Origin of the sequence: Paenibacillus gyeongsangnamensis (assembly GCF_027533625.1) — a bacterium.
Taxonomy (GTDB): domain Bacteria; phylum Bacillota; class Bacilli; order Paenibacillales; family NBRC-103111; genus Paenibacillus_G; species Paenibacillus_G gyeongsangnamensis.
The window spans coordinates 43,094-67,272 of sequence record NZ_JAQAGZ010000031.1; the positions used below are offsets into that span (position 1 = coordinate 43,094).

Annotated in this window: 16 protein-coding genes; 15 read left to right on the top strand and 1 reads right to left on the bottom strand. The window is 51.8% G+C overall.

Translation table 11 applies throughout. The features are described 5' to 3' along the window. Positions 1–79 precede the first annotated feature (79 nt). The 15 genes from O9H85_RS33035 to O9H85_RS33105 all read left to right on the top strand — a co-directional run bounded on the left by O9H85_RS33035 (position 80) and on the right by O9H85_RS33105 (position 23,852). Positions 80–841 (top strand): fumarylacetoacetate hydrolase family protein, encoded by a 762-nt coding sequence (locus O9H85_RS33035; RefSeq protein ID WP_333474298.1) that lies wholly within the window; start codon positions 80–82, stop codon positions 839–841. Between the two features lie 43 nt (positions 842–884). Continuing rightward, entirely contained in the window at positions 885–3,068 is a 2,184-nt protein-coding gene (locus O9H85_RS33040; protein ID WP_269885623.1) for a malate synthase G, read from the top strand. Between the two features lie 279 nt (positions 3,069–3,347). After that, complete coding sequence (locus O9H85_RS33045; RefSeq protein ID WP_269885624.1) at positions 3,348–4,901, top strand: type 2 periplasmic-binding domain-containing protein; 1,554 nt, start codon at positions 3,348–3,350, stop codon at positions 4,899–4,901. Between the two features lie 336 nt (positions 4,902–5,237). Next, positions 5,238–7,499 (top strand): helix-turn-helix domain-containing protein, encoded by a 2,262-nt coding sequence (locus O9H85_RS33050; RefSeq protein WP_269885625.1) that lies wholly within the window; start codon positions 5,238–5,240, stop codon positions 7,497–7,499. A 204-nt stretch (positions 7,500–7,703) separates the two neighbouring features. Further along, positions 7,704–9,827 (top strand): beta-galactosidase, encoded by a 2,124-nt coding sequence (locus tag O9H85_RS33055; RefSeq protein ID WP_269885626.1) that lies wholly within the window; start codon positions 7,704–7,706, stop codon positions 9,825–9,827. A 31-nt stretch (positions 9,828–9,858) separates the two neighbouring features. Next, positions 9,859–10,950, top strand: coding sequence for a mandelate racemase/muconate lactonizing enzyme family protein (locus O9H85_RS33060; RefSeq protein WP_269885627.1), 1,092 nt, complete (start codon positions 9,859–9,861; stop codon positions 10,948–10,950). Positions 10,951–11,004: 54 nt separating this feature from the next. Further along, a complete protein-coding gene (locus O9H85_RS33065; RefSeq protein ID WP_269885628.1) occupies positions 11,005–11,955 on the top strand; it encodes an ABC transporter permease in 951 nt (316 codons plus the stop codon). 15 nt (positions 11,956–11,970) lie between these two features. Continuing rightward, entirely contained in the window at positions 11,971–12,852 is an 882-nt protein-coding gene (locus tag O9H85_RS33070) for a carbohydrate ABC transporter permease (protein ID WP_269885629.1), read from the top strand. Positions 12,853–12,890: 38 nt separating this feature from the next. Continuing rightward, entirely contained in the window at positions 12,891–13,949 is a 1,059-nt protein-coding gene (locus O9H85_RS33075) for an amidohydrolase family protein (RefSeq protein ID WP_269885630.1), read from the top strand. Between the two features lie 24 nt (positions 13,950–13,973). Next, positions 13,974–14,414, top strand: a complete 441-nt coding sequence (locus O9H85_RS33080) for a Rieske (2Fe-2S) protein (protein ID WP_269885631.1) — start codon at positions 13,974–13,976, stop codon at positions 14,412–14,414. 60 nt (positions 14,415–14,474) lie between these two features. Then, positions 14,475–16,568: a hypothetical protein gene (locus O9H85_RS33085; protein WP_269885632.1), complete on the top strand. Its 2,094-nt coding sequence runs from the start codon at positions 14,475–14,477 to the stop codon at positions 16,566–16,568. Between the two features lie 16 nt (positions 16,569–16,584). Continuing rightward, the gene (locus O9H85_RS33090) at positions 16,585–18,726 is read left to right on the top strand and encodes an alpha-amylase family protein (RefSeq protein WP_269885633.1); all 2,142 of its coding nucleotides are present in this window, start codon (positions 16,585–16,587) and stop codon (positions 18,724–18,726) included. An 81-nt stretch (positions 18,727–18,807) separates the two neighbouring features. Further along, a complete protein-coding gene (locus tag O9H85_RS33095; protein WP_269885634.1) occupies positions 18,808–20,301 on the top strand; it encodes an extracellular solute-binding protein in 1,494 nt (497 codons plus the stop codon). A 13-nt stretch (positions 20,302–20,314) separates the two neighbouring features. Next, the gene (locus O9H85_RS33100) at positions 20,315–21,142 is read left to right on the top strand and encodes a phytanoyl-CoA dioxygenase family protein (RefSeq protein WP_269885635.1); all 828 of its coding nucleotides are present in this window, start codon (positions 20,315–20,317) and stop codon (positions 21,140–21,142) included. 46 nt (positions 21,143–21,188) lie between these two features. After that, the gene (locus tag O9H85_RS33105; protein ID WP_269885636.1) at positions 21,189–23,852 is read left to right on the top strand and encodes a hypothetical protein; all 2,664 of its coding nucleotides are present in this window, start codon (positions 21,189–21,191) and stop codon (positions 23,850–23,852) included. Between the two features lie 146 nt (positions 23,853–23,998). On the opposite strand, the gene O9H85_RS33110 is transcribed toward O9H85_RS33105, so the two are convergent. Next, a partial coding sequence (locus tag O9H85_RS33110) for a hypothetical protein (protein WP_269885637.1) occupies positions 23,999–24,179 on the bottom strand: 181 nt, incomplete at its 5' end.

Sequence of the window (24,179 nt, forward strand, 5' to 3'; positions counted from 1 at the left end):
AACGGGAAACTATGGGAATATATTTTTAGGTAAAATACAGAACAATGTTTAGTATAATGAACAAGAAAGTGGTGCGTCGATGAAAATAGTCCGGTTTACTCTTATGGATGATTCTGAGATTCGTTATGGCATTATTGAAGACAATATTGTAAGTGAGTTTACGGGTGACTTATTTACATCTCGCATTGCCACCGGAAATACGTATCCTTTGGAGAATGTCCAAATCTTAGCGCCTCTCATACCTAGACATATCATTGGAATAGGCAAAAATTTTGTTGACGGAGGTGTGGAAAAACCGCCGGTTCCTGAAATGCCGATCTTATTTTTTAAACCGTTGACGACTGTTACCGGCCCCGGTGACAAGGTGCTTCTGCCCCGTGGAACGGAGGAGATCAAGTTCGAATCCGAGCTTGCCGTAATCATCGGGAAAACAGCAAAAGACATTCAACCCAGTCAAGCAGATGAAGCCATCTTCGGTTTTACGGTCGCAAACGACTTTGGCGCAACCCATTATTTTCACCCGGAAGGACACTGGACGATCGGCAAAGCGTTCGATACGTTCTGCCCTCTAGGCCCTGTGATTGAAACGGAATTCGATTATCGCTCAGCGCGCATTCAAGCTTTTGTGAACGATAAAGTCAAGCAGGATGCCACGATGGACAGAATCATTACTCCGATCGACGTTATGATATCCTACATCAGCCGGTTCATGACCCTAATGCCAGGAGATGTCATCCTAACGGGTACGCCGGCCGGAGCGGATATGGTGCGGGATGGGGACATTGTAGATTGCTTCATTGAAGGAATAGGGCACCTGCGAAACCCTGTAAGCGCTTCTTAAAACAGTCAGTATAATAAATGATAAAAAGGAGAGATCAATGTCCATGGAACGATATGTAGAAATAGGAAATCTTCAAGTGGCTCGGGTGCTTTTTCATTTTATTCAATCGGAGGCCCTTCCTGGCAGTGGATTAAGCGGCGAACGGTTCTGGTCCGACTTGGATACCCTGTTAAACGATTTAATTCCCATAAACAAAGCTTTATTAGCCAAACGAGATGAGATGCAGAGATTAATCAACGAATGGCATAAGGAGAATAACGAAAGCTTTGAGTTTGAAAATTATAAATCATTTCTGAAGAAAATTGGCTATTTGGAACCGGATGCAGAAGATTTTCAGATTACTACCCAAAAAGTAGATGATGAAATCGCAGCGCAAGCCGGCCCGCAGCTAGTGGTTCCGGTGAATAATGCCCGTTATGCTCTTAATGCGGCGAACGCTCGCTGGGGTAGCCTGTACGACGCTCTGTACGGAACGGATTCAATCGATGATGAAGGCGGAGCTAACCGTGCACCCGAATACAATCCGATCCGCGGCGAGAAAGTCATTGCATTTGCCCGAGAATTTCTGGATCAAGCAGCGCCATTATCGGCATTCTCGCATACAAACGCTGAGCAGTATTCGATCGTAGATGGTCAATTGCTCGTTTCACTTAGCAATGGAGAAACGACGGAACTTAAGGATTCCACAAAGTTTATTGGATATCAAGGCCAATCCGAAAATCCATCAGCCGTATTGCTGAAGAATAACGGGCTTCATTTTGAAATCCAAATAGACCGCAATCATCCAATTGGCAAGATGGATCAAGCGGGTATCAAGGACATCCTCATGGAAGCGGCACTCACTACTATTATGGATTGTGAAGACTCCGTTGCAGCGGTTGATGCCGATGATAAGGTAATAGTATACAGAAGCTGGTTAGGTCTTATGAACGGAACGTTGTCCGCCACCTTCCAGAAAGGCAATAAATCGGTAACACGGACCTTAAACCCGGATAGGGTTTACAAGTCCCCGAACGATGAGGAAATTAGTTTACCTGGGCGATCCCTAATGTTTGTTCGTAACGTTGGGCATTTGATGACCAGTGATGCGATATTAGATCAAGACGGTCAGGAGATTCCGGAGGGAATTCTGGATGCCGTTGTGACCGGTCTAATTGCGAAGCATGATTTATTAGGAAATAGCCCCTACCGTAATTCTTCTGAAGGCTCCGTTTATATCGTTAAGCCCAAGATGCACGGATCGGAAGAAGCGGCTTTTACAAATGAACTATTTGTTAGAGTTGAAGATATGCTTGGTCTGGCACGTAATACGATTAAGATTGGTGTTATGGACGAGGAACGCCGTACTTCTTTAAACCTGAAAGCATGCATTCGCGAGGTTAAGGACCGAATTGCGTTTATTAATACCGGATTCTTGGACCGCACCGGTGACGAAATGCACACGTCTATGGAAGCAGGTCCTATGATTCGGAAAAATAATATGAAGTCATCCCAATGGTTACAAGGCTATGAAAAGTCGAACGTGAGTGTAGGCCTAGCTTGCGGTTTGCAAGGCCGCGCTCAGATTGGCAAAGGCATGTGGGCCATGCCGGATCTGATGAAGGATATGTTGAGGCAGAAAATCGGTCAATTGGAAGCAGGCTGTAATACGGCATGGGTACCCTCGCCTACGGCGGCTACATTGCATGCGCTCCATTATCACCAAGTCGATGTGAAGGAAGTTCAGAATAAATTAAAAGAAACGAATAAAGATTATCGGGATGATATTCTAGCCATTCCAGTTGCGGAGAACCCGGAATGGAGCCATGAAGAAATTCAGCAGGAACTGGACAATAATGCGCAGGGGATACTGGGTTATGTGGTTCGGTGGGTTGAACAGGGAATTGGTTGCTCCAAAGTACCGGATATCAATAATGTGGGGCTAATGGAAGACCGTGCCACATTGCGAATTTCCAGTCAACATATGGCAAACTGGCTGCACCATGGGATTTGTACGAAGGAACAGGTCTTAAAGACCATGCAGCGGATGGCCAAAATAGTAGATGAGCAGAACGCCGGTGACCCGGCATACCGTCCTATGGCGGGTAACTTTGATAACTCTGTTGCGTTTCAAGCTGCCTGTGAGCTTGTCTTTAAAGGTTATGAACAACCAAGCGGCTACACAGAGCCGATATTGCACCGCCGACGCAAAGAGTTCAAGGCTAACGAGTCTGCCCAGAAAGCATAATTCAACGTTTTGGAACGTGTGCAGTCACCAGTGGATTAATTGAGACCATAAGCGGTCTCTTTTTTTTACCTTAAATTAAGTAAACAATGATTTATTTTTTGAAAAGGGAATGAGCGACTGCCGATGATGTGACAACGGACATTTTATATACAGTAAGACAAAAATTGTTTTGCGAGGTTCCCGCGCTCGGTTCAACATAAACTGTCACTTTCGTGCCGACCGGGAACCCTATAGAATGAAAGCGATAACATAGAAATTAACCATAAGGGGAGGTTTAACATGAAGGTTGGAATACAGAAGCGTTGGAGCAGCTTGATGGTGTCTGTCCTCGCCATTGGCATAGTTTCAGGTTGTACGGGAGGGGGAGAGCCCGCAGCAAGCGGGAAGGACAGCAATGCGAAACCGGCTGACCAGAAGCAAGCGGAGCTGCTTAAGATGCAGATGATGGTGCCGTCTTTTGCCGATGTTCCCAACATGAACGACGAATATTGGACGGAATGGCAGAAGCGAACGAACACTAAACTGGACGTTGAATGGATTCCGTCGGGCGATTATGATACGAAGTTCGACCTCGTTCTGGCATCCGGCAATCTCCCGGAAATTATTGTTTCCCAGTCGGCCACTCGCCCGACGTTGCAAAACGCGATTAAACAAGGGGCTTTTTGGGATTTAAGTCCGTTCCTAGGCGATTTCAGCAAATACCCTAATTTGAAAAATAACAGTGAGGCCAACGTATGGAATTACATGAAGGTGGACGGTAAAATTTACGGAATACCGCGCAACCGCCCGCTTGTCGATTTGGGTATTAAAATGCGTAAGGATTGGCTCGATAAGTTGAATATTCCGATTCCTAAGACGTTGGATGAATACGCCGCTGCACTGAAAAAGATCGTCGATAGTGACCCAGACGGCAACGGAAAGAACGATACGATCGGCTTATTGGGCCATGGCTTCCTGCTGGCCGACGGCGACGGTTCGCTTTTGGCCGCATTCGGCGGTTTGGATCCAGTTTACGATAAAGACGGCGGTTTGATAAAGGAAACGATGACCCCTCAATACACCGAAATGGTAGCCTGGCTTCGTAAGCTATACGCGGACGGCGTGCTTGCCAAAGAGTTTTCCGCGATCAAGAAAACGCAGGCGGAGGAGTTGTTTGCGACCGGTAAAGCAGCTTCTTACGTCCGCAATATTTGGCGGGACTACTCATGGGAACAGGACATTAAGAAGGTCCAGCCCGGTGCCAAAGTGATCACGTTGCCGCCGATGAAAGGGCCTGGCGGGGTAAGCGTCCAACTTGCGACTCCGTTCTTCGGAGCGATGTACATTTCAAAGAAAGTACCGGAAGCTAAGGTTCGTCAGATTTTGGATTACATGGAAAAGACGACTACGATGGAGTATACCGATTTTAACTACTTCGGCATCGAAGGCGTTCACCATAAAAAGGTCGACGGGCAGCCGGTACTGACGGATCTAGGTGTGAAGCAGGTGACCACCAATGCCAATCAGGTGTTTGCGATGGCGTTTAATAATAAAATGAAAGTGTTAAATCCAGCGGCTCCAAAGGCATATAACGATGAAAAGCTGAAGGAAACCGAAGTCTTCGCGCAAGTAGGCAAGCTCAATGTATTCGGGATCATCGCATCGGAAACGTGGACTGACGTTTGGCCGAAATTTGAGAAGGAATGGCAATCGATGGTCACCAAGGCGATCGTAGGACAAATTTCGCTGGACGAATATAAGGCTTATCTGGATAAATTAAACAGCAATCCGGATTTTAAGAAGGCTTATCAGGAATTCGCGAAGAACTACAAGGAATATTTCGGTAAAAAATAAACATTGCAGCATGGGGCGGCCACAGACCGTCGGACCACTACATGGCCGACGGCAGACCGCCCCCTTTATTTAGGAGGTTCGGCAAAACTAGTGTTCATTTGACAAAGGACTTGGCAAGGTCAAAATCGAAGTTACATGGAGGTTAACAAGATGCCGACTTCGTGTGCGAACCAGTTGGTGATGCCGAAGGAAAGAGCCGCAAGCCGCAAATAAAATAGCAACTTGCAGCACAACTTAGTATTCTCGATGCTCAGCTGTTGGGAGGGTTCTATGGTCAACTGGATGAAAACGATGCTGAGTCACCTAAGTTTTAAGCCGGTACAAAGAGGCAAGTATTTGTATAAGCTTATTTGGCTTGGCTGTATTTCCGTGTGTGTTCCCATCATACTCGCATGCTCGGTATACTACCAATTTTCCATGAACCGGGTGAACCAAGAAATTGTAAGTAAAAGCGAAGCTTCACTCGTGACAATGAAAGACAGGGCGGAGCGGATATTACAAGGGATTGAGCAGGAGTCCCTGCAGTTAGCCATAGACCCCATCGTTTCCGATTTTTTCACTAAGGGATCTGTTGAAAATACGATCATTTGGCATCAGCAATTGCTGGACCGGATCGCTTTATTGAAGAACAGCAACAGCTTTATCGACGAGATTTATTTCTACAATGCCACTGAAAATGTGGTGCTCTCCAACCGATACGGCGTCATTCCCAAAGAATCGTACAAGTACAAAGATGACATCGACCGGTTGTTGACGGAAGTGAAGCTGTCCCAGTGGACTTACTTGCCTGTTAGCCAGAAGGACGGCTTTATTACGTTTGCGCGCATGCTGCCCGTCGTTAGCGGAGGGAAGCCGCAAGGAGTTTTGGTCTTTGAGATCGAGATGTCAGCGTTCAGCAACTTTTTGGAAACGGATACATTTATTCTGCCACAAGGCCAGGATTTATTGATTACGAACTATCAAAAGCTGCTTGATTCAAATAAAAGCGACAGGGCAGACCTTAACTCCGTGCTTATTAACCTGCCGGCTATTCAAATGATTCGGACGTCGGATAAAAGCTCCGACCACCTCTACGCGAAAGGGATCGACGGGAAGGAAGCGCACTTTCTGTATTTAAAAAATGTGTTCGGCCGAACCTATATCACGGTCATCTCTGAACAACTGATTACGAGCCAAGTGAATTGGATTCGAGGAGTAACCTTACTCATTTTGCTTTTATTTATCGTTCTGGGCGTGCTGATTACTTACTTTAACACGAAACGCGCTTATAACCCGATTGAGCAGTTGATCAATCACAGCAAGGCGCTGAACGTCGGGCGGATTCAGTCGAAGGAAAACGAATTCGATTATATAAAGGAGTGCCTTGATTTCCTAAATAAGGAGACGGAAAAATTAGGCAGCTATATGGAGAAAATCGAACCTACGCTTAGAGAAAAATGTTTGCAGCAGCTTCTGGATGGCGATTATGTCAGGCAGGAGGCTTTGATCCGGGATTGTGAGACGTACGGCATACCGGTCAGCGCTACCCATGTGGTGCTCGTGGCGGAAGCCGAGAACATTACGAAAGACAAGCGGTTTATTCCGGAGGAAAAGGGTATTATCGCTTTTGTCATTGCCAATGTGATGCAGGAAATACTACAGATGCATGATACCCTTCAAGGGTATGTGATGCCTTACCAAAGCAGAGGGGTGGCTCAGCTGCACTTTCATCCCGGCCAGGAGCAGACGGTGCTCCAGCAGCAAACGCTCCGTTACGCCCACTCGGTATGTGCTTCCCTCAAGAACGCGTTAAACATCGACGTTTCGGTCGGGATCGGACGTTTTTATGCCCACGTGGCGGACGTGCCGGTGTCTTACAAGGAGGCGGATACCGCTCTGCAGTACCGGATTTATAAAGAATCCGACCACGTTCTGTTTATCGAGGATTTGGAGCATGTGAAGAAGCAGGCTCCGCTCCGCTATCCTAAACCATTGGAGCATTGCATCCTGAATTTGCTTGAAATCGGCGATGTTCATAGTGCATCAGCGAGTTTATCGCAGTTTGCCGAAGTCTTGCGCGATTCCGAATCCTACGTGTTTATTTATCAGAGCTATCATATACTGCTTTCAGCCATCATCACTTCCTTGGAGAAGCAAGGCGGCAGCATCCTCGACATCCTGGAGCACAACTTATTCGGGCAGCTCAAGAACAAGCAGACGTCCAAGGAAATCTACGACTGGTTCGTAGAGACATTATTCCCGCTGTACCAATGGTTGACGGAAAACAGCCGCAGTTCATCGAGCCAATCCGGGATTCAGCAAATTTGCAAGTACATTAAGGAGAACTGTACAAGCGACATCTCCTTGGTACAATGCGCTGGTATGGTTGGGATGAGCCCATCGTATTTAAGCCGGCTGTTTAAGAAGGAAACCGGCATGAACTTTCTCGATTTTGTCGTGGAATGCAAGGTGGAGGAGGCCAAGATGCTGCTTACCGAGACGGATCAATCCGTCAGCGAAATCGCTACGGCGATCGGGTATTCGGAGCGGAATTTGAATCGGATTTTTCAGCGTTTGACCCAAACCTCACCCAGTGTGTTCAGAGCCAGGCATCGGTAATACGGACTTTATTTGACCTGCAGGACGAAATTTGACTACTCACAGATCGCTGGCCATGGAAAAGAATTGTCTCTTTCATGCCGATAACGCCGGGAATACAATCAAAAATGTAAGCGCTACCCCAAGTGTGGGCGACTTCCGGGCAGGTTCAAATGACCTTATGCGGCAAGTCGCCTTTTCTTAGCAAGAAAGGTGGAGGGACAGATGAATGCCCTGCCGCAACTGCCCTATGGAGCGGTATATTTTCGTAAATCCAACCCTCCGTGTGAGGATTGGGAACGGGATTATGAAGCAGCGCGGGAAGACGGAATGAACCTGTTTCGTCATTGGTTCATGTGGGGAGCGATCGAGACGGCACCCGGCGTGTTCGATTGGGCGGATTATGACCGCCAGATGGATTTGGCGGCACAGCAGGGAATAAAGACGATCATCGCGGAGATGATCACTTCCGTTCCCGAATGGGCCGTCGACACTTATCCGTCGGCCGTTCATACGCGTGCGGACGGTACCAGGCTGAAATCGCGAATGGGAGTCAGCAGCGCCACCGGCGGATTTGGCGACGGCTCCTCGGGAGCGCTGTGCCTGGATTGCCCCGAAGCAAGGCAGCTGGCCGGACGGTTCTTGAAGGAGCTGGTGCTCCGGTATAAGGATCACCCGGCAATGGCCGGTTACGATGTGTGGAACGAGTGCAATTATTCCCCTCATGTATGCTATTGCGAGCATACCAAGAACAAGTTCCGCAGCTGGCTGCAGAACAAATACGGAAGCCTACGGGAGCTGGGCTCCGCCTGGCATCGATACAGCTATACCGGTTGGGATCAGGTTCAGCCCCCGGAGCAGCTTGAGCCGTATCCGGAATGTATGGATTGGCTTGACTTCAAGAAGGACAATTTCTACAACCACATGCAGTGGCGGATCGATCTGATCCGCAGCTTGGATCCGGATCACCCCATCACGGCGCACGGGATTGCCGGCAGCATGAATGCCATGGCCTCGATGGGAGCGGACGATTGGCTGGCTGCTTCCAAGGTAGAGGTGTACGGCTTCACTTGGGTGGCTTCACGCAAGGGAAGCGAGCCATGGAAGCAGTGGCACGCCGTCGACTTGACGCGTGCAGCCTCCGGCGGCAAGCCGTTCTGGCATGCGGAGGCGCAGGGCGGCCCGCTCTGGCTGCAGCCGCAGGTGACCGGCCGGCCGCGAGAGGACGGAAGAGTGACGGAGCCGGAGGATATCCGCCTATGGCAGATGACCTCATTTGCCGGCGGAGCGCGAGGGCTGCTGTTTCCCCGGTGGCGTCCGCTGCTGGACGGGCCATTGTTCGGCGCGTTCGGACCGTACGCGATGGACGGCTCCCGCACGGAGCGCTCCAGGATGGCCGGCACAATTGCCAAGTGGGCGAACGCATCGGCACAGAAGGAGCTGTTGGAAGCGGCCCCGGTGCAAGGGGACATAGGTATCCTCGTCACACCGGAGACGCAGACGTTTGATTATTTGCTGAGCCGGGAAGGTAAGTGCGAGCTTTACAGCCATTCCATGTGGGGGGCATATCAGGGTTTTTTCGATAATCACATTCAAGCCGATTGGGTGCATATCGATCAGATCGACAAATTCAAGGTTCTGTATTGGCCCTATCCGATCATGACGCTGCATACTCATGCGGAGGTCATTAAGAGGTGGGTGGAGCAGGGAGGGATCCTCATCAGCGAGGGCTGTCCCGCTTATTTCGGTGATCGGGGCCGAGTAGGTACCAGGCAGCCGAATTATAGTCTGGGTGAGCTGTTTGGAGCGATGGAGAACGGCGTTGAGTTTATGCCGGATATTCTGGGAGACGTGACGTTTGGGTTTAACGGCTTGACTGTTCGCGGCGGTGTGTATGTGCAATCGTATGCGGCGGGCGGAGGAGTAGCCTTGGGTACCTATTCGGATGGTCGGACAGCCGTGATTGAGCATACCTGCGGCAAGGGGCGAACGCTGTTGGTCGGCACCTTCCCGGGAGAGGCATACTACCGGACGCATGACGCGGGGACGCTCGAGTTTTTCTCGGAGGTGGCCCGCTGGGCGGGGATTCAGCCGCATGCCCGCGACTCCAACGGCACTTTGACGGTCAGGCTGAGCGAGCATCATAATGGCAGCTTGTACCTATGGGTGCTCAACCATGGAAGGGAAGAGGTTGTATCGGAGGTGGCGTTGTCCCCTGCATGGGGCGAGTGTAGGCCAAGTGGAATACATTGGGGCCACCACGAAGCATTATCAGCTTCAGCGAACGTACTGCAGGTGAGAGTACCGGCCAAAGATGCGGTGATCGCACGGTTGACCAGGCAGACATAAGCTTTAGGAAAAATGGAGGCGGCTTTGGCAGATGAAAATAAAAAGCATCGAAACGTTCACCACACGTCAAATTAGTATAGTTCGGTTGAGAACGGAAGACGGCCTGGAAGGGATCGGCCAAATGGCCCCTTATCACGCAAATATTTCCGCGCTGGTGCTCCATCAGCAGATTGCACATCACGCACTGGGAGCGGATGCGGATGACATCGCAGGGCTTGCGGAGGCCATCGTGACAGCCGAGCATAAATTCCCGGGCTCGTATGTTTGCAGAGCCGTCGGGGGATTGGACACCGCGCTATGGGATCTGAAGGGTAAGCGGCTCGGCAAAAGCGTCTGCGAGCTGCTTGGCGGGCACCGGCGTGCGGTCGAGGTGTACGGCTCCAGCATGCGGCGGGATATCCGTCCGGCGGAGGAAGCGGAGCGGCTGAAGCAACTGCAGGAGGAGCACGGCTTCCGCGCGTTCAAGTTCCGCATCGGCAGCAATTTCGGCAACGACGTGGATGTGTATCCGGGACGGACAGAGAGCATTGTTCCGGCAGTGCGCAAAGCATTAGGCGATGCAACGCTGCTTTATGTTGATGCGAACAGCGGCTTCACGCCTGCGCGGGCAATTGAGGTGGGCAAAATGCTGGAGCAGCAAGGGGTGGTTCATTACGAAGAGCCATGCCCTTATCCGCAGCTGGAATGGACAAAGCAGGTGGCCGACGCGCTGGAAGTGCCCGTAACCGGCGGGGAGCAGGATACCGACCTGGCCCAGTTTCAGCGGATGATCTCGATGCATGCCGTCGATATTGTCCAGCCGGATATTTGCTACATCGGCGGCTTGAGCAGAGCACTCGAGGTCGCGCGGATGGCGGAGTCCTGTGGCATGACCTGCACGCCGCATGCGGCCAACCTCTCGATGGTGACCGTGTTCACCATGCACATGGTGGCCGCCATCCCCAACGCCGGCCGCTATATGGAATTCACCGTCGAATCCGATGCATGGACCGAGCAGCTGTTTACCTCCAACAAGCTGAAGGTTCGGGACGGCAAGGTGGAAATCCCTGACGAACCGGGCTGGGGCGTGACCATCCGGCCGGAGTGGCTCGAGAAAGCGGAATATCGGATCTCGGAGATTTAAATTACGACTATGATTTTCAAGTCGATGAATTCACATAGAGAGGAGCCGGACACCATGCAATCCACTACGCTCGCGAAGGCCGCAGCCAAAGCAAGAGGCGGGTCTAAGCTTGGGATCCGTATTTTACAGCATAAGTACATGTATTTGCTCGCTTTGCCGGGGATCCTTTATTTCATCCTGTTTAAATTCGTACCCATGTGGGGCCTGATCCTCGCCTTTATGAAATACAATCCTTATGCCGGCATCATGGGCAGCGAGTGGATCGGGGTTAAAAATTTTACCGAGCTATTCTCTGACAGCAAATTTTACATCATGCTTAGAAATACGTTTGCCATTAACCTCTTCGGTCTGATCTTCATGTTTCCGCTGCCTATTCTCCTCGCCCTGATGCTGAACGAGGTCCGGCATGAGGCATTCAAACGGATCAACCAATCCATCGTGTATTTACCCCACTTTTTATCCTGGGTGGTGGTAGCGAGCATGACCTTCTTCATCCTTTCCTCCGACGTAGGCATCGTGAATAAGCTGATCGCCGGGGCGGGCCATGAACGCATTGCCTTTTTATCCAACCCGAATTATTTCTGGGGGCTGCTGACCGCACAAAATATGTGGAAGGAAGCCGGCTGGGGCACGATTATTTTTCTCGCGGCTATGGCCGGTGTCGACCCTCAGCGCTATGAAGCGGCTGTAGTGGACGGGGCCAGCCGCTGGAGACAAATATGGCACATTACACTGCCGGCGATCCGGCCGACGATCATCATCCTGCTGATCCTTAGACTCGGGCATATGGCCGACGTCGGCTTCGAACAGGTGCTGCTGATGACCAATCCGCTCGTCATGTCTGTGGCGGAGGTATTCGACACGTATGCTTACTCGATTGGTATCCTCAAGGGCCAGGTGAGCGTCGGGATAACTGTCGGCATGTTCAAAGGCGTGGTGGGTCTGGTGCTGGTGCTAACCTCGAATTATATCGTCAAGAAAATGGGCCACGACGGCATTTACTAGGAAGGAGGAGAGGGCATGAGTCTGGTAAGCACCAAAAAACTGACGTTGTTCGATTATGTCAATTACTCGCTGCTTCTGCTGATCTCGCTGGTGTGCGTGTTCCCGTTCCTTTATGTATTCAGCGTGTCGTTCACAGACCCTAAAGTATATATTCCGCTTAAATTTTACTTATTTCCGGATCAATGGTCGCTTGCAGCATATAAGTACATCTTATCGACGAACAGCTTTTTGAATGCCTTAAAAAGCACCGTGTTCGTTACCTTCATCGGTACCGCGCTCAGCATCTTCACCTCGTTTACGTTCGCCTACACGCTGACGAAAAAAGCGATGCCCGGACGCTCGATTATGCTAAGCGCGGTTGTATTTACTCTCGTGTTCAATGCGGGCATATTGCCGAGCTACATTCTGATCAAGTCGCTAGGTCTGCTAAATTCGTACTGGTCACTGATCTGGCCAAGCTTGACGAGCGCCTGGAGCCTGATCGTCATCAAAAGCTTTCTCGAATCTCTTCCGCCGGAGCTGGAGGATTCCGCCCGCATAGACGGCTGCTCGGACATCGGGGTATTTATAAGAATCATTATTCCCTTGTCGATGCCGGCTATAGCGGCGTTCACGCTGTTCTTCGCCGTAACGTATTGGAATACGTACTTCAATGCACTCATCTATTTATCCGATTCCAAGAAATGGACGCTGCAGGTGCTGGTCAAAACGCTGGTCATTGATTCGGACTCGACCGGGGTCGGTGTAGCCGGAGCCGGAGGCGATGACCGCATTGTGCCCCAGGAAACGATCCGCATGGCTTCCATCATGCTCGCCATGGCGCCGATATTGGCAGTGTATCCGTTTCTTCAGAAGCATTTTGCCAAAGGAGTCATGCTCGGCTCTATTAAGGGCTAAGCACGCAGCATAACTCTTAATCTCACTGGAGGTGCCCCATGGAAAAACAGCAGAGCAAAAAAGGAATTATCGACTGTGACGTTCACGTCTATCCGAGAAATATGGAGGAGCTTAAGCGCTATATGCAGGAGCCTTGGCGGGATCGGCTCAAGCCGATGGGAAGGGGCTTTTTCGAGAATCCGGTGCACGGTAGCCGTTTGGATGCGAAGCCTCCGGGAGGAGGAGGGCCGGGTACCGATCCGGACTTTCTGCGCGAGCAGCTCTTGGACGAATACGGCATTGACCATGCCATTCTGCTGCCGAGAGCCTTCTGCAACATGCACCCTGACCCCGATTATGCCACGGCGATTGCCGCCGCGTACAACGAATGGCTGGCGGATACATGGCTTGGCAAATACAACAAGGACGGCGTGTTTAAAGGCTCCATCACCATTGCTCACCAGGACCCTGCGGCGGCGGCCAAAGAAATCGACCGCTGGGCCGGGCACCCCCATTTCGTGCAGGTGATGACGGATTCCGGCGCACGGGCACCGTTCGGTCAGCGGCAGTATTATCCGATTTATGAAGCGTGCGCACGCGGCAACTTGCCTTTCGCGATCCATCCGGGAACCGACGGCATGGGCATCAATGCGCAGCCTTCGCCGGGCTATCCGACGCATTACATCGAATGGCATACGTGCCTTTCGCTAAGCTTCCAAGCGCATCTGGTCAGCTTTATTACCGAAGGCGTGTTTGAGCGTTTCCCCAGCTTCAAGGTGGTGCTTGTCGAAGGCGGGGTTTCCTGGCTGCCGGCCTTGATGTGGCGGCTTGATGCCGAGTATAAAGGGCTTCGTTATGAGGTGCCGTGGCTTACCAAGAGGCCAAGCGAATATTTGCGTGATCATGTGAGAATCACCTCGCAGCCGATTGAACGCCCAGATAACGATGCGTATTTGCTGCAAGTGCTGGAAATGATGGACGCCAAGCATGTGCTGATGTTTTCCAGCGACTACCCGCATTGGGACTTCGATTCGCCGGACCGGGCGTTTCCACGGCTTCCGGAGGAGCTCTACAACCGCATTTTCTCGGACAATGCCAGAGAGCTTTACGGATTGTAAGCAGATGAAAGGAGGAAAGCCGATATGTCCACACATGTTGTTGGGAGAGTAACCGAGCTTCCCCCGGGCGAACGTAAAATCATGCTCGTGGAGAATCGTTCCATCGGCGTGTTTAATGTGAAGGGTACATATTATGCCTTGCGGAACACGTGTCCTCACCAAGGAGCCCCTCTCTGTAAAGGCCATGTAACCGGGATGACGCTGACCGCCCCTCCCGGACAATACCGATATGGGCGCGAAGGGGAGATCTTGCGTTGCCCTTGGCACGGGTGGGAGTTTGATCTGACGAACGGCAAGTCCATCTATGATCCGCACAAATGCTTGGTGAAAACGTACGACGTGACCGTGGAGCAAGGGACGGCGGCCATCGCGGTGACGGATTTAGCGGCAGAGGATGAGCAGGAAACGCGGATCGACACGTACCCGGTTACGGTGGAGGACGGCTGGATTCTTTTACACGTGTAGGGGAGCTTGAGGCTGATTCAGGCTTACCAAATGGGGCGATACAGGCAGGGGGATATTCCTTTGAAGCTGATTTATGACCATAAGGATGAGGTTATTCGTTTTGGAGCAGAGCAGATTAAGAAAAGCTTGGAGCGGGGCGGCGTTTATTTCGTCGAGCAGTATGCACAGCAGGGTACGATGCTTGAGCCTTCCAAGGGAATCGTGATTCGGAAGACGACTGCCCGGAAGGGAGAAATGAACCGATACGACGACCAAGCGTTTGGAATTTACCGCACAGGGGAAGTCGTCCACATCGAAGGCTCGGACTCCCGGGGCGTGATGTACGGCTGCTTGGAGTGGGCGGAGCGGCTGGGCCGCGGGGCGAATTTGCAAAACGGGGAACAGATTACGCAAAAGCCGGCTCTCGGCATTCGCGGCATCAAGTATAATCTGCCGTATGCTCCGTTCGATTCGGGCGACCCGTTCGTCCAGAATGAAGAGACGTGTATGGATATCCGGTTCTGGAGAGCGTACATCGATATGCTGGCACTAAACCGGTACAACTGTCTTAGCTTATGGTCGGAGCACCCGTATCATCTGATGGTCGTATCATCGAAGTATCGGGCGGCCAATCCGTACAGCGACATCGAAGCAGATCGGAACATCCGATTCTTTCGAGATCTGTTCCGGCATGCCGCAAGCCGCGGTATCGACGTTTATTTATTCACCTGGAATATTCGGCTCATCCCGGAGGCGGCGCGCGGATTGGGACTTCCAGAGATCGTCGGCGACCACGGCAATATGTATGACGATCTCATCCACCGGGTCGGTCTGCCGCTCAACCGGTTTCGCGGACAATCGGAGCTGATCCGTGATTATATCCGCGAAATGGTGCTGCAGGTACTGATCACCTACCCGGAGCTGAAGGGGCTCGGAACATCGGCAAGCGAATGGATGGACGGCAGCGGCTACGAGCGGGAGCAGTGGATCATTGAAACCTACGTCGAGGCCATCAAGCAGTCCGGGCGGGATATCCCGTTCATCCACCGCACGAACATGCAGAATGCGGGCAAAGAGATTAAGGACATGGTACAGCCCGAGTTTGATTCAAGCAAGTTCTACATCAGCTGGAAATATTCCAACGCACACTGCTACTCCCACCCGGAGCCGCAATTTGAAAAGCTATGGCGTGCATGGGAAGGCATTGATCTGGAGACGACGCAGGTGCTTTATACCGTCCGGAATGACGATGTCTTTTCACATCGATGGGGAGACCCGGAGTATGTGAGCGACTATGTCAAAGGCATGCTGAAGCCGTATGTGAAAGGATTTTACTGGGGCGCCGACGGCTACTTGTGGGGGCGTGATTTTCAGCATGCGGATTACGGGCACAAGACATGGGCCTACGATTTCGAGAGGCATCTCTATCAGTTCCAGCTGTGGGGGCGACTGTCATACAACCCCGATACCGAGGCGTCCGTATGGCCCTATTTGCTCAGGGAGCATTATGGTCCTGTCCACGCTCCCGATTTTGTAACAGCTCTGCAGCATGCATCCCGAATCATTCCTGCCGTCAACCGGCTGTTTTGGATCGATTATGATTTCCAGTGGCACGCGGAAAGCTGCTTATCGCAGGTCAGCGGCTTTAAGACGATCCTGGATTTCATCCAAGGTCAGGCGATGCCGGGCGCCCTCGTGATGTCCATCCGTGAATATGCGCAAGCGGAGGCGGATGGCCGCTTGGAAGAGGCGTTAAGCGCTTATGGGGAGACTCCATTGGACATTCTGCGTATTCTGCGTGAGGCCGCGGCGGAGACGGAGCGGTCGGCGGACAAACTGGAGACGGAGCTGGGAGAGCTGCGGGGAGGGCACGCGGAATGCACGCTCTACGATTTAAAAGCCTACGTGGAGATGGGCCGTTACTACGCGTGTAAATTTACCGCTGCACTGGAGCTGAACCGGTTCGGGCTAAGCGGGGACACACGGCACCAGGACAATGCAGTGGCTGAACTGGAACAAGCCGTGACCCATTGGGAGAAGCTGGGCTTTTACTGGAGTCTTCATAATAAGCCCTATTTTATGGCCCGGGTGAAACGCACATTCGGGTATCCGTTCTACTTGGAGGATGTGCGCCGGGATGTGGAGCTTGCCCGCCGGTTTACCAGTATGAAGTAAAGGAGATGCATACTTTATGGCAATAGACAGTAATGATTCAAAGCTTCCGTGGTACCGGCGGACCTTCCGCTGGGGACAAACCAATCTTACGGAGATGGATCCTGTGGGCTGCGATATGTCCTGGTGGAAGCAGTATTGGCGCGAAACACGGGTTCAGGGCGTCATCGTCAATGCCGGAGGTATCGTAGCTTATTATCCCAGCCAGCTTGAGCTGCAATATCGGGCGAAGGGGCTGGGAGATCGCGATTTGTTCGGGGAGTGGGTGACGGAGGCCCGGAACGAAGGGTTGGCCGTACTGGCCAGAATGGATATCAACAGGGCAACCCAGGAGTTCTATGACGCTCACCCTGACTGGTTTGTAGTTAATCGTCATGGAGAGCCTTTAACCACGGACGGACGGTATTTCTCTTGCATTAACAGCGACTACTACAAGGAGTTCATCCCGGAGGTTCTCAAAGAAATTATTGCCGCCTATGGGCCGGACGGATTTACCGATAACAGCTGGACCGGGGTTTCCCGCAGCAACATTTGCCATTGTGAACATTGCCGAAGGAAATTCAAGGCGGCCTCGGGCTTGGAGCTTCCTGCAGCCAGCGACTGGAACGATCCGGCTTACCGGCAGTGGATCAAATGGAGCTACAGCTGCCGCATCGAGAACTGGGATCTGTTTAATAAAGTAACTGCACAATACGGAGGATCGGATTGCTTGTGGCTTGGTATGGTCAACGCGAACCCGGTCAAGACGCATGCTTCCTTTTGTGATCTGAAAGAGGTAGGAGAACGCTCCAAAATCATCATGTGCGACCATCAATCCAGAGACACTCTTAACGGATTTGAGCAAAACAGCCTCAACGGCTATCTGCTGCACGGGGTAGCAGGCTGGGACGTGATTATCCCGGAGAGCATGGCGAATTATATCCGGGGCGAACGCAGCTTCCGCCAAGGCAGCAGCCCGCCGAAGGAAACGAGACTTTGGATGGTTGAAGGAATTGCCGGGGGAATTTCGCCTTGGTACCACCATGTGGGAGCAGTTCAGGAAGACAGACGCCAGTTTGACAATGCGCCTCCGGTCATGCAGTGGCATGAGGAGAATGAGGCTTATCTGTACAACCGGCTGCCTGTTGCTAATGTAGGCTTGGTGTGGAGCCAGGAGAATACCGAGTTTTACGGACGTGAGGACGCCGATGAGAAGGTGGCGCTTCCTTGGCATGGCTTTGTCAGGGCGCTCACCCGTGCCAGAATTCCATTTGTGCCGGTCCATGCGGACCATATTGCTAACGAGGCTCACCGCCTCGATGTACTGATCCTGCCGAATCTTGCGGCCATGACCGATGCGCAGTGCCAGTCCGTGCGCCAGTTCGTAGAGGCTGGAGGAAGCCTGGTGTTCACCGGCGCCACGGCCACCTTGGATGAATGGGGCGAAGTGCGCAGTGGGTTCCCGCTCGAATCCATAACCGGCATTCAGCCTTTGCATCAAGTCGCCGGAGCTGTAGGCAAGGTATCCTCGAATTGGGCATTTTACGAGGCGCACAATTATTTCAGGCTTCCCGGAGATCGGCATCCGGTATTAGCCGGCTTCGAGAAAACCGATATTCTCCCGTTCGGCGGACACATCCATCGGGTTCAGGCAGGAGGACAGCTGAAGGCGGTAGCCACGTATATCCCGTCCTATCCGATCTATCCGCCGGAATTTAGCTGGGTACGGGAGCCGCAGACCGATATTCCCGTTATGCTTGCGGGAGAGCATGCAGCCGGCGGACGCATATTTTACTTTGCCGGGGACGTAGATCGTTGTTATGGGCGTACACATCTGCCGGATCTTGGCGACTTGCTTGCTAATGCGGTACAATGGGCGGCTTCGGAGCAGCTTCCAATTCAGGTGGATGGTCCGGGATATCTGGATTGCAAGCTGTACCGGCAGGATAACCGATTGATTCTGCACATCGTCAATCTCAGCGGAGCCAATCAAAATCCGGGTTATCTGGAGGAGTATCTGCCTGTAGGTCCTATTACGATCTCGATTAGAACCGATGACCTTGTGCCGGTAAGCGTACAATTAAAAGTATCCGGCAAGCAAGTCAAGCTTGATGTAAGCAGCTCTTGGATCACCGTTCGGATCGAATCGATAACGGATCATGAATTACTGGTATTGGAGTAATCGCATGTGGGAATCAAAGCTCAAATCCGAAGGGGGAGATATAGTTTGAACTCAAGCAGATTTTGGCGGAGAAGAACGAACATGTCGGTAGCGCTGAGCTGTGCGGTGGCTATGGCGGTCAGCGGCTGCTCTTCAGGCGGCAATTCGGGGCAAGATAAGCCGGGCACGGCTGCAAACGACGGGAAACCGCTGACCATTCAAATCTTCGGCGGCTTATACAATGAGATGCCGGATATGAACAATGCGTTCTGGTCGGAATGGCAAAAGCGGCTGAACGTCAAGATCGACGCGAACTGGGTACCCTCAGGGGACGTCATCACCAAGCTGGATTTGGTTCTCGCCTCCGGAGATCTTCCTGAAGTCATCGCCTACCCGAACCAGGGGCTAACCGTCTCCATGATCAATGCGGTCCGGAACGGAGCGTTTTGGGATTTGACCCCTTTCCTGGGAGACATGAGCCAATATCCGAATTTGAAAAATAATACGCCGCCAAACTGGCAGAAATTTCTGTCTGTAGACGGTAAAATTTACGCACTGCCGCGCTCCCGCTCGCTGATTGACAATACGGTCAACATCCGGAAGGATTGGCTGGATAAGCTGAAGATTCCGGTACCGACTACGCTTGATGAATACCGCGCTGCGCTTAAAGCGATTGCGAATGGCGATCCGGACGGCAATGGAGTCAAGGACACCATGGGAATCGTTGGTATAAACGAGGGGGTAAGCCCGTTTGAGGCCGGCTTCGGCGCCTTCGCTCCGCACTATGACAGCGAAGGTGGCTTGATCTGGCATGAATTGACGAATGAATATACCAATTTAGTCGAGTGGCTGCGAGGGCTGTATTCCGATGGCAGCTTGCCCAAGGAATTTATGACAATGAAGCGGACGCAGATGGAGGAAGCGATCGGCACAGGAAAGGCAGCTACATATATCCGAAGCACCCGATATCAATACGATTTTGAAGTGCAGGCCAAGAAGGTGCAGCCGGATGCCAAAATTATCGCATTGCCTCCATTGAAGGGCCCGGGAGGCTACGCGGCGGATTTGTCGACTGGAGTGAACGGCGGAATTTTTATCTCGAAGAAAGTGCCGGAAGCAAAAGTGAAGCAAATGCTGAAATACTTTGACGCAACGGCATCCCAAGAAATCACAGACTTCGGATACAGTGGCGTGGAAGGCGTCCATTACAAAATCGTTAACGGTGAGAAGGTACCGACGGAGCTGTCGATTAAAGAGGTCAATACTACAAGCCTTGGAGCGGGTGTGTTCGCGTACGTGAAGTGGGGTAAGGTCGACAATCCGGGAGCGCCTAAGGAATACATCGAGCAAAAAAGAAAAGAAGTAGCGGATTACGAAAAGCTGGGTGTCTATAACATTTTTACCTGGCTGATCTCAAATACTTGGGTCAATACATGGCCGAAATATTCGGATGAATGGAAATCGATGATGACGAAGGCGATTGTCGGACAAATTTCCATGGATGAATACAAGGCATATGTCGCCAAGTTAAATAATCTTCCGGAAATGAAGCAGGCCTATAAGGAATTTGCCAAGGCCTACAGCTATTACAAATAAGGAGGTTTATCCTATGGACACATCTTGCTTGCAATACAGCTTAACCGAAGAAGAGCGGCGTACTTTTAACGAAACGGGATATCTCATCATGGAAAATGCGCTCTCCCCCGAGCAGGTCAAGGCGCTTACCGCTGAAGTCGACCGGATCCATGACCGCAAGCTGAAGGAAGGCCAGGATCCGCAGAAGGCCATGTTCTATACCGATTTTGTCAAGGATCATCAGCTGTTCCTCGATCTTGTCGATTACGATAAGGTTCTGCCTAAGGTATGGGGGATTCTGGGCTGGAACATTTATATGTACCACACGCATCTGATCGTTACCCCTCCTTCGGGGCAGGAAAAAAGCGATAAAACGTTCGGGTGGCATCAGGACAGCGGCCGGGCCAACCTGGAGATGGAATCCCATCCGCGCCCCCGACTGTCTTTGAAGGTGGCTTATTTCTTATCCGACCTGTCCGAGCCCGGACGGGGCAATTTCTGGATTGTGCCGAACAGCCACATTCAAGATACGATGCCGCTCTCGGAGACGGGCGTGGGGCAGCCGGAAGGTGCGATTCCTGTCTGCGTGAAGCCGGGAACAGCCGTGTTCTTCGACCGCCGTCTATGGCATGCGGCCAGCACTAACTGGTCGGACATCACTCGGAAGGTGCTGTTCTACGGCTACGGCTATCGGTGGATTCGGAGAAAAGACGATATGACGATGGACGGACTGTTGGAAAAATCGGATCCGATCCGCCGCCAAATGCTGGGGGATGGTCTGAATTGCAACGGATATTATACTCCGACGGACGGGGACGTTCCACTGAAGGTGTGGATGAGAGAGCAGGGCTTGCAGGTTTAATCCCAATTTGCGAAATGAATATTTCAAATGAGGTGAATCAAACCGTATGAAGAACTATGACAGCATAAAAATGAATGCGGTTCGGGCTGCTGAAGACGCGGCGGCTTCAAGTGAACAGGCAAGCTGGGCATTATCTCATTTAGCGGAAGTGCTTGAGAAGCGAAGTATGGCTCTTACCGAGATACAAGGAGAAGATTTAAAAGGGCTGCGCCTGAACGTGATAGGGGCCTCATTCATCACCGCACAGGAGTTTTTTCAAGTGAACGGCAATCCACTAGCGAATTCACCGGAATCGTTCATTATCCGGAGCAAGCCGGATGAGGTCAATGTCATAGGAACGGATGCCCGTGGTCTGGTATATGGACTCCTGGAGCTAGCGGACCGTGTGCAATACAGTGAAGATCCGGTCGCAGCGCTGACGGAGATTGGATCGTACAGCGGGGGGCCTGCCAATCCGATCCGCAGCATCAGCCGATCCTTTTGCAGTGAAATCGAAGATAAGCCGTGGTTTTATGACAAAAGCTTCTGGGAGGCGTATTTGACTGAGCTTGCAACGCATCGGTTTAACCGGCTTCACTTGACGCTTGGGATATCTTACGATTATGGGCATGATCCGAATGTGCGCGATAATTACTTTGGCTTTGTTTATCCGTATTTCGTATCCGTTCCAGGGTATGAAGTACGGGTCAAAGAGCTGGCCGAAGGCGAGAGGGAGCATAATTTGGAGATGCTCCGATTCATTAGCCGGGAGGCTAAGCGGAGAGGGATCCATTTTCAGCTCGGAATGTGGAACCATGCCTATAAAATGGCAGACAGTCCCGATGAGCTTCACACGATCGAAGGGGTCGACGCAGCTAACCATGCCGTTTATTGTCGCGATGCGCTGGGCTTTCTGCTGAAGTCTTGTCCGGATATTGATGGCGTGACCATCCGTACCCATTACGAGGGAGGGATCCCGGAGCCATCCCATGTCTTCTGGAGCGAAGTGATGAAAGGGCTGACCGCCTGCGGACGAACCGTCGAGATCGATATGCATCCTAAGGGCGTAGATGCTCAAATGCTGGAGGTTGCGCTTGACACGGGCATGCCGGTTATCGTATCCCCTAAATTTTGGGCGGAGCATATGGGACTGCCGTATCATCAGGCTGCGATCCGTACGAGAGAGCTGCCCGTTGCGACTACGGAACGCGCCGATCTCATGTCGGTGACCCAAACCTACCGGCGCTTTACGCGCTATGGCTATGCGGATTATTTGAATGAGAATCGGAAAACCGGCGTGCTGCATCGCATTTGGCCCGGGACGCAGAGGGTGCTTCTATGGGGCGATCCGGCCATTGCCGCCGGTTATGGGCGCAGCGGCAGCTTTTGCGGAAGTCTTGGCGTGGAATTATGCGAGCCGATGTCCTTTAAAGCCCGGAAGACGAGCGGGACCCCAGGAGGACGGGAGCTGTACAAGGATGAAGCGCTGCAGACGGGTGGCCATGGCTGGAAAAAATATTTGTACACCTACCGGGTATGGGGAAGATTGATGTATAATCCCAATGCCGATTCAGGGGAGTGGAGACGCTACTTGCAGCATAAGTTTCAGGCGGCCGCTGCGGATTGTGAGCAGGCGCTTGCTCATGCCAGCCGGATCTTGCCGCTGATCACTACAGCCCATCTGCCCTCTGCATCGAACAATTATTTTTGGCCGGAGATGTATAATAACTTGGCCATCGTCCGTAACGGGCCGTCCGAAACTGATTTCGATACTCCGGAGCCGCACACGTTCGGTGCCGTAAGCCCGCTTGATACAGGTATCTTCTATGGAATAAACGAATATGTGGAGGATTTCCTGCAAAGCAAGCTGCGGGGCAAAGTTTCTCCGCTTGAGGTTGCTGACCGGGTGGAAGCGCTCGCGGAGGCAGCCGACCGGCATCTGGCGTCCGCTGCTTCTGTTACTCGCGATGCGGCGGACGCGGACTTCAGGCGCTGGTCTGTCGATATAGCCGTCCAAGCCGGACTGGGTCATTTCTTTGCGCATAAATTGCGTGCCGGCGTATCGTATGCTTTGTTCGAACGAACGGGGAATACGGAGCTGCTGGAGCATGCCATTTCCAGCTACCATACGGCCAAAGCTGCGTGGGAGCAAATCATCTTAGCTACGAAGGACGTATATCGAGATGACATTACCTTCGGATATAAGCCGTTCATGAAAGGCCATTGGGCTGACCGACTCGCGGCCATCGAGGAGGATATCCAAGCGATGGAGCAGGTGCACCGAAACGCCATCTCAAACGATGACGGCATATCTCCAAGGCCGTACGAAGAGAGCGCATCCGCTCGAGCCTTAACAGGCAAGGCTGCTGTTAATCGATATCGGCCCGCCCTCACACATGAATCCCCGGAATCATTCAGAAGGGGGGAGCCGGTGCAGGTGAAAGTGAATGTGTCAATTTCCGAAACGGTGATAGCTCCGGAAGCCGGAACGCATATTGCTTTGCTGTACCGTCATACGAATCAGTCAGAAGCGTATCAGAGCGTACCTATGCTGCAGTCGGATGTGAGTGGAATTTATACGGCCGTCATTCCGGGTAACTATACGGATTCCCCGTATCCGATCGTCTACATTTTCGAACTGAGGAATGATGCCGGCGATACATGGCTCGCCCCAGGTTTGGAGGCTGAGCTATCGAATCAGCCGTATTATGTATTGCGTGAGCAGGTCTAAAATGATCTATCCTACACAGAACCTAGTCCGGGGGTGGGTAACCCCGCCTCACGTAGCATACGGATCCGTACTGCGTTTCACCAACCTAATTGGAATTGAAAAAAAAGATTGTTATCACTATCGTTGCATTAATCTTCTCTGAATCTTCATAATCTTCTGTCTTTTCTGAGTCCAAGCATAAAAAAATCCTTTACAATGAAATGGCAGGTAGTTCCTGTCCATAATTCACTGAAAAGGATTAAGCACATGGACAAGGATACCCTATTTTCTTCATTTGGTAAATGGTTAGCACCGATTTGTTCGAAAACGTTCAAAGATCGCATCGCA

What these genes read in the sequence shown, in the direction of transcription:
- O9H85_RS33035 (WP_333474298.1), top strand. Translation starts at nt 80, where the DNA reads ATGAAAATAGTCCGGTTTACTCTTATGGATGATTCTGAGATTCGTTAT.
- O9H85_RS33040 (WP_269885623.1), top strand. Translation starts at nt 885, where the DNA reads ATGGAACGATATGTAGAAATAGGAAATCTTCAAGTGGCTCGGGTGCTT.
- O9H85_RS33045 (WP_269885624.1), top strand. Translation starts at nt 3,348, where the DNA reads ATGAAGGTTGGAATACAGAAGCGTTGGAGCAGCTTGATGGTGTCTGTC.
- O9H85_RS33055 (WP_269885626.1), top strand. Translation starts at nt 7,704, where the DNA reads ATGAATGCCCTGCCGCAACTGCCCTATGGAGCGGTATATTTTCGTAAA.
- O9H85_RS33060 (WP_269885627.1), top strand. Translation starts at nt 9,859, where the DNA reads ATGAAAATAAAAAGCATCGAAACGTTCACCACACGTCAAATTAGTATA.
- O9H85_RS33065 (WP_269885628.1), top strand. Translation starts at nt 11,005, where the DNA reads ATGCAATCCACTACGCTCGCGAAGGCCGCAGCCAAAGCAAGAGGCGGG.
- O9H85_RS33070 (WP_269885629.1), top strand. Translation starts at nt 11,971, where the DNA reads ATGAGTCTGGTAAGCACCAAAAAACTGACGTTGTTCGATTATGTCAAT.
- O9H85_RS33075 (WP_269885630.1), top strand. Translation starts at nt 12,891, where the DNA reads ATGGAAAAACAGCAGAGCAAAAAAGGAATTATCGACTGTGACGTTCAC.
- O9H85_RS33080 (WP_269885631.1), top strand. Translation starts at nt 13,974, where the DNA reads ATGTCCACACATGTTGTTGGGAGAGTAACCGAGCTTCCCCCGGGCGAA.
- O9H85_RS33090 (WP_269885633.1), top strand. Translation starts at nt 16,585, where the DNA reads ATGGCAATAGACAGTAATGATTCAAAGCTTCCGTGGTACCGGCGGACC.
- O9H85_RS33095 (WP_269885634.1), top strand. Translation starts at nt 18,808, where the DNA reads ATGTCGGTAGCGCTGAGCTGTGCGGTGGCTATGGCGGTCAGCGGCTGC.
- O9H85_RS33100 (WP_269885635.1), top strand. Translation starts at nt 20,315, where the DNA reads ATGGACACATCTTGCTTGCAATACAGCTTAACCGAAGAAGAGCGGCGT.
- O9H85_RS33105 (WP_269885636.1), top strand. Translation starts at nt 21,189, where the DNA reads ATGAAGAACTATGACAGCATAAAAATGAATGCGGTTCGGGCTGCTGAA.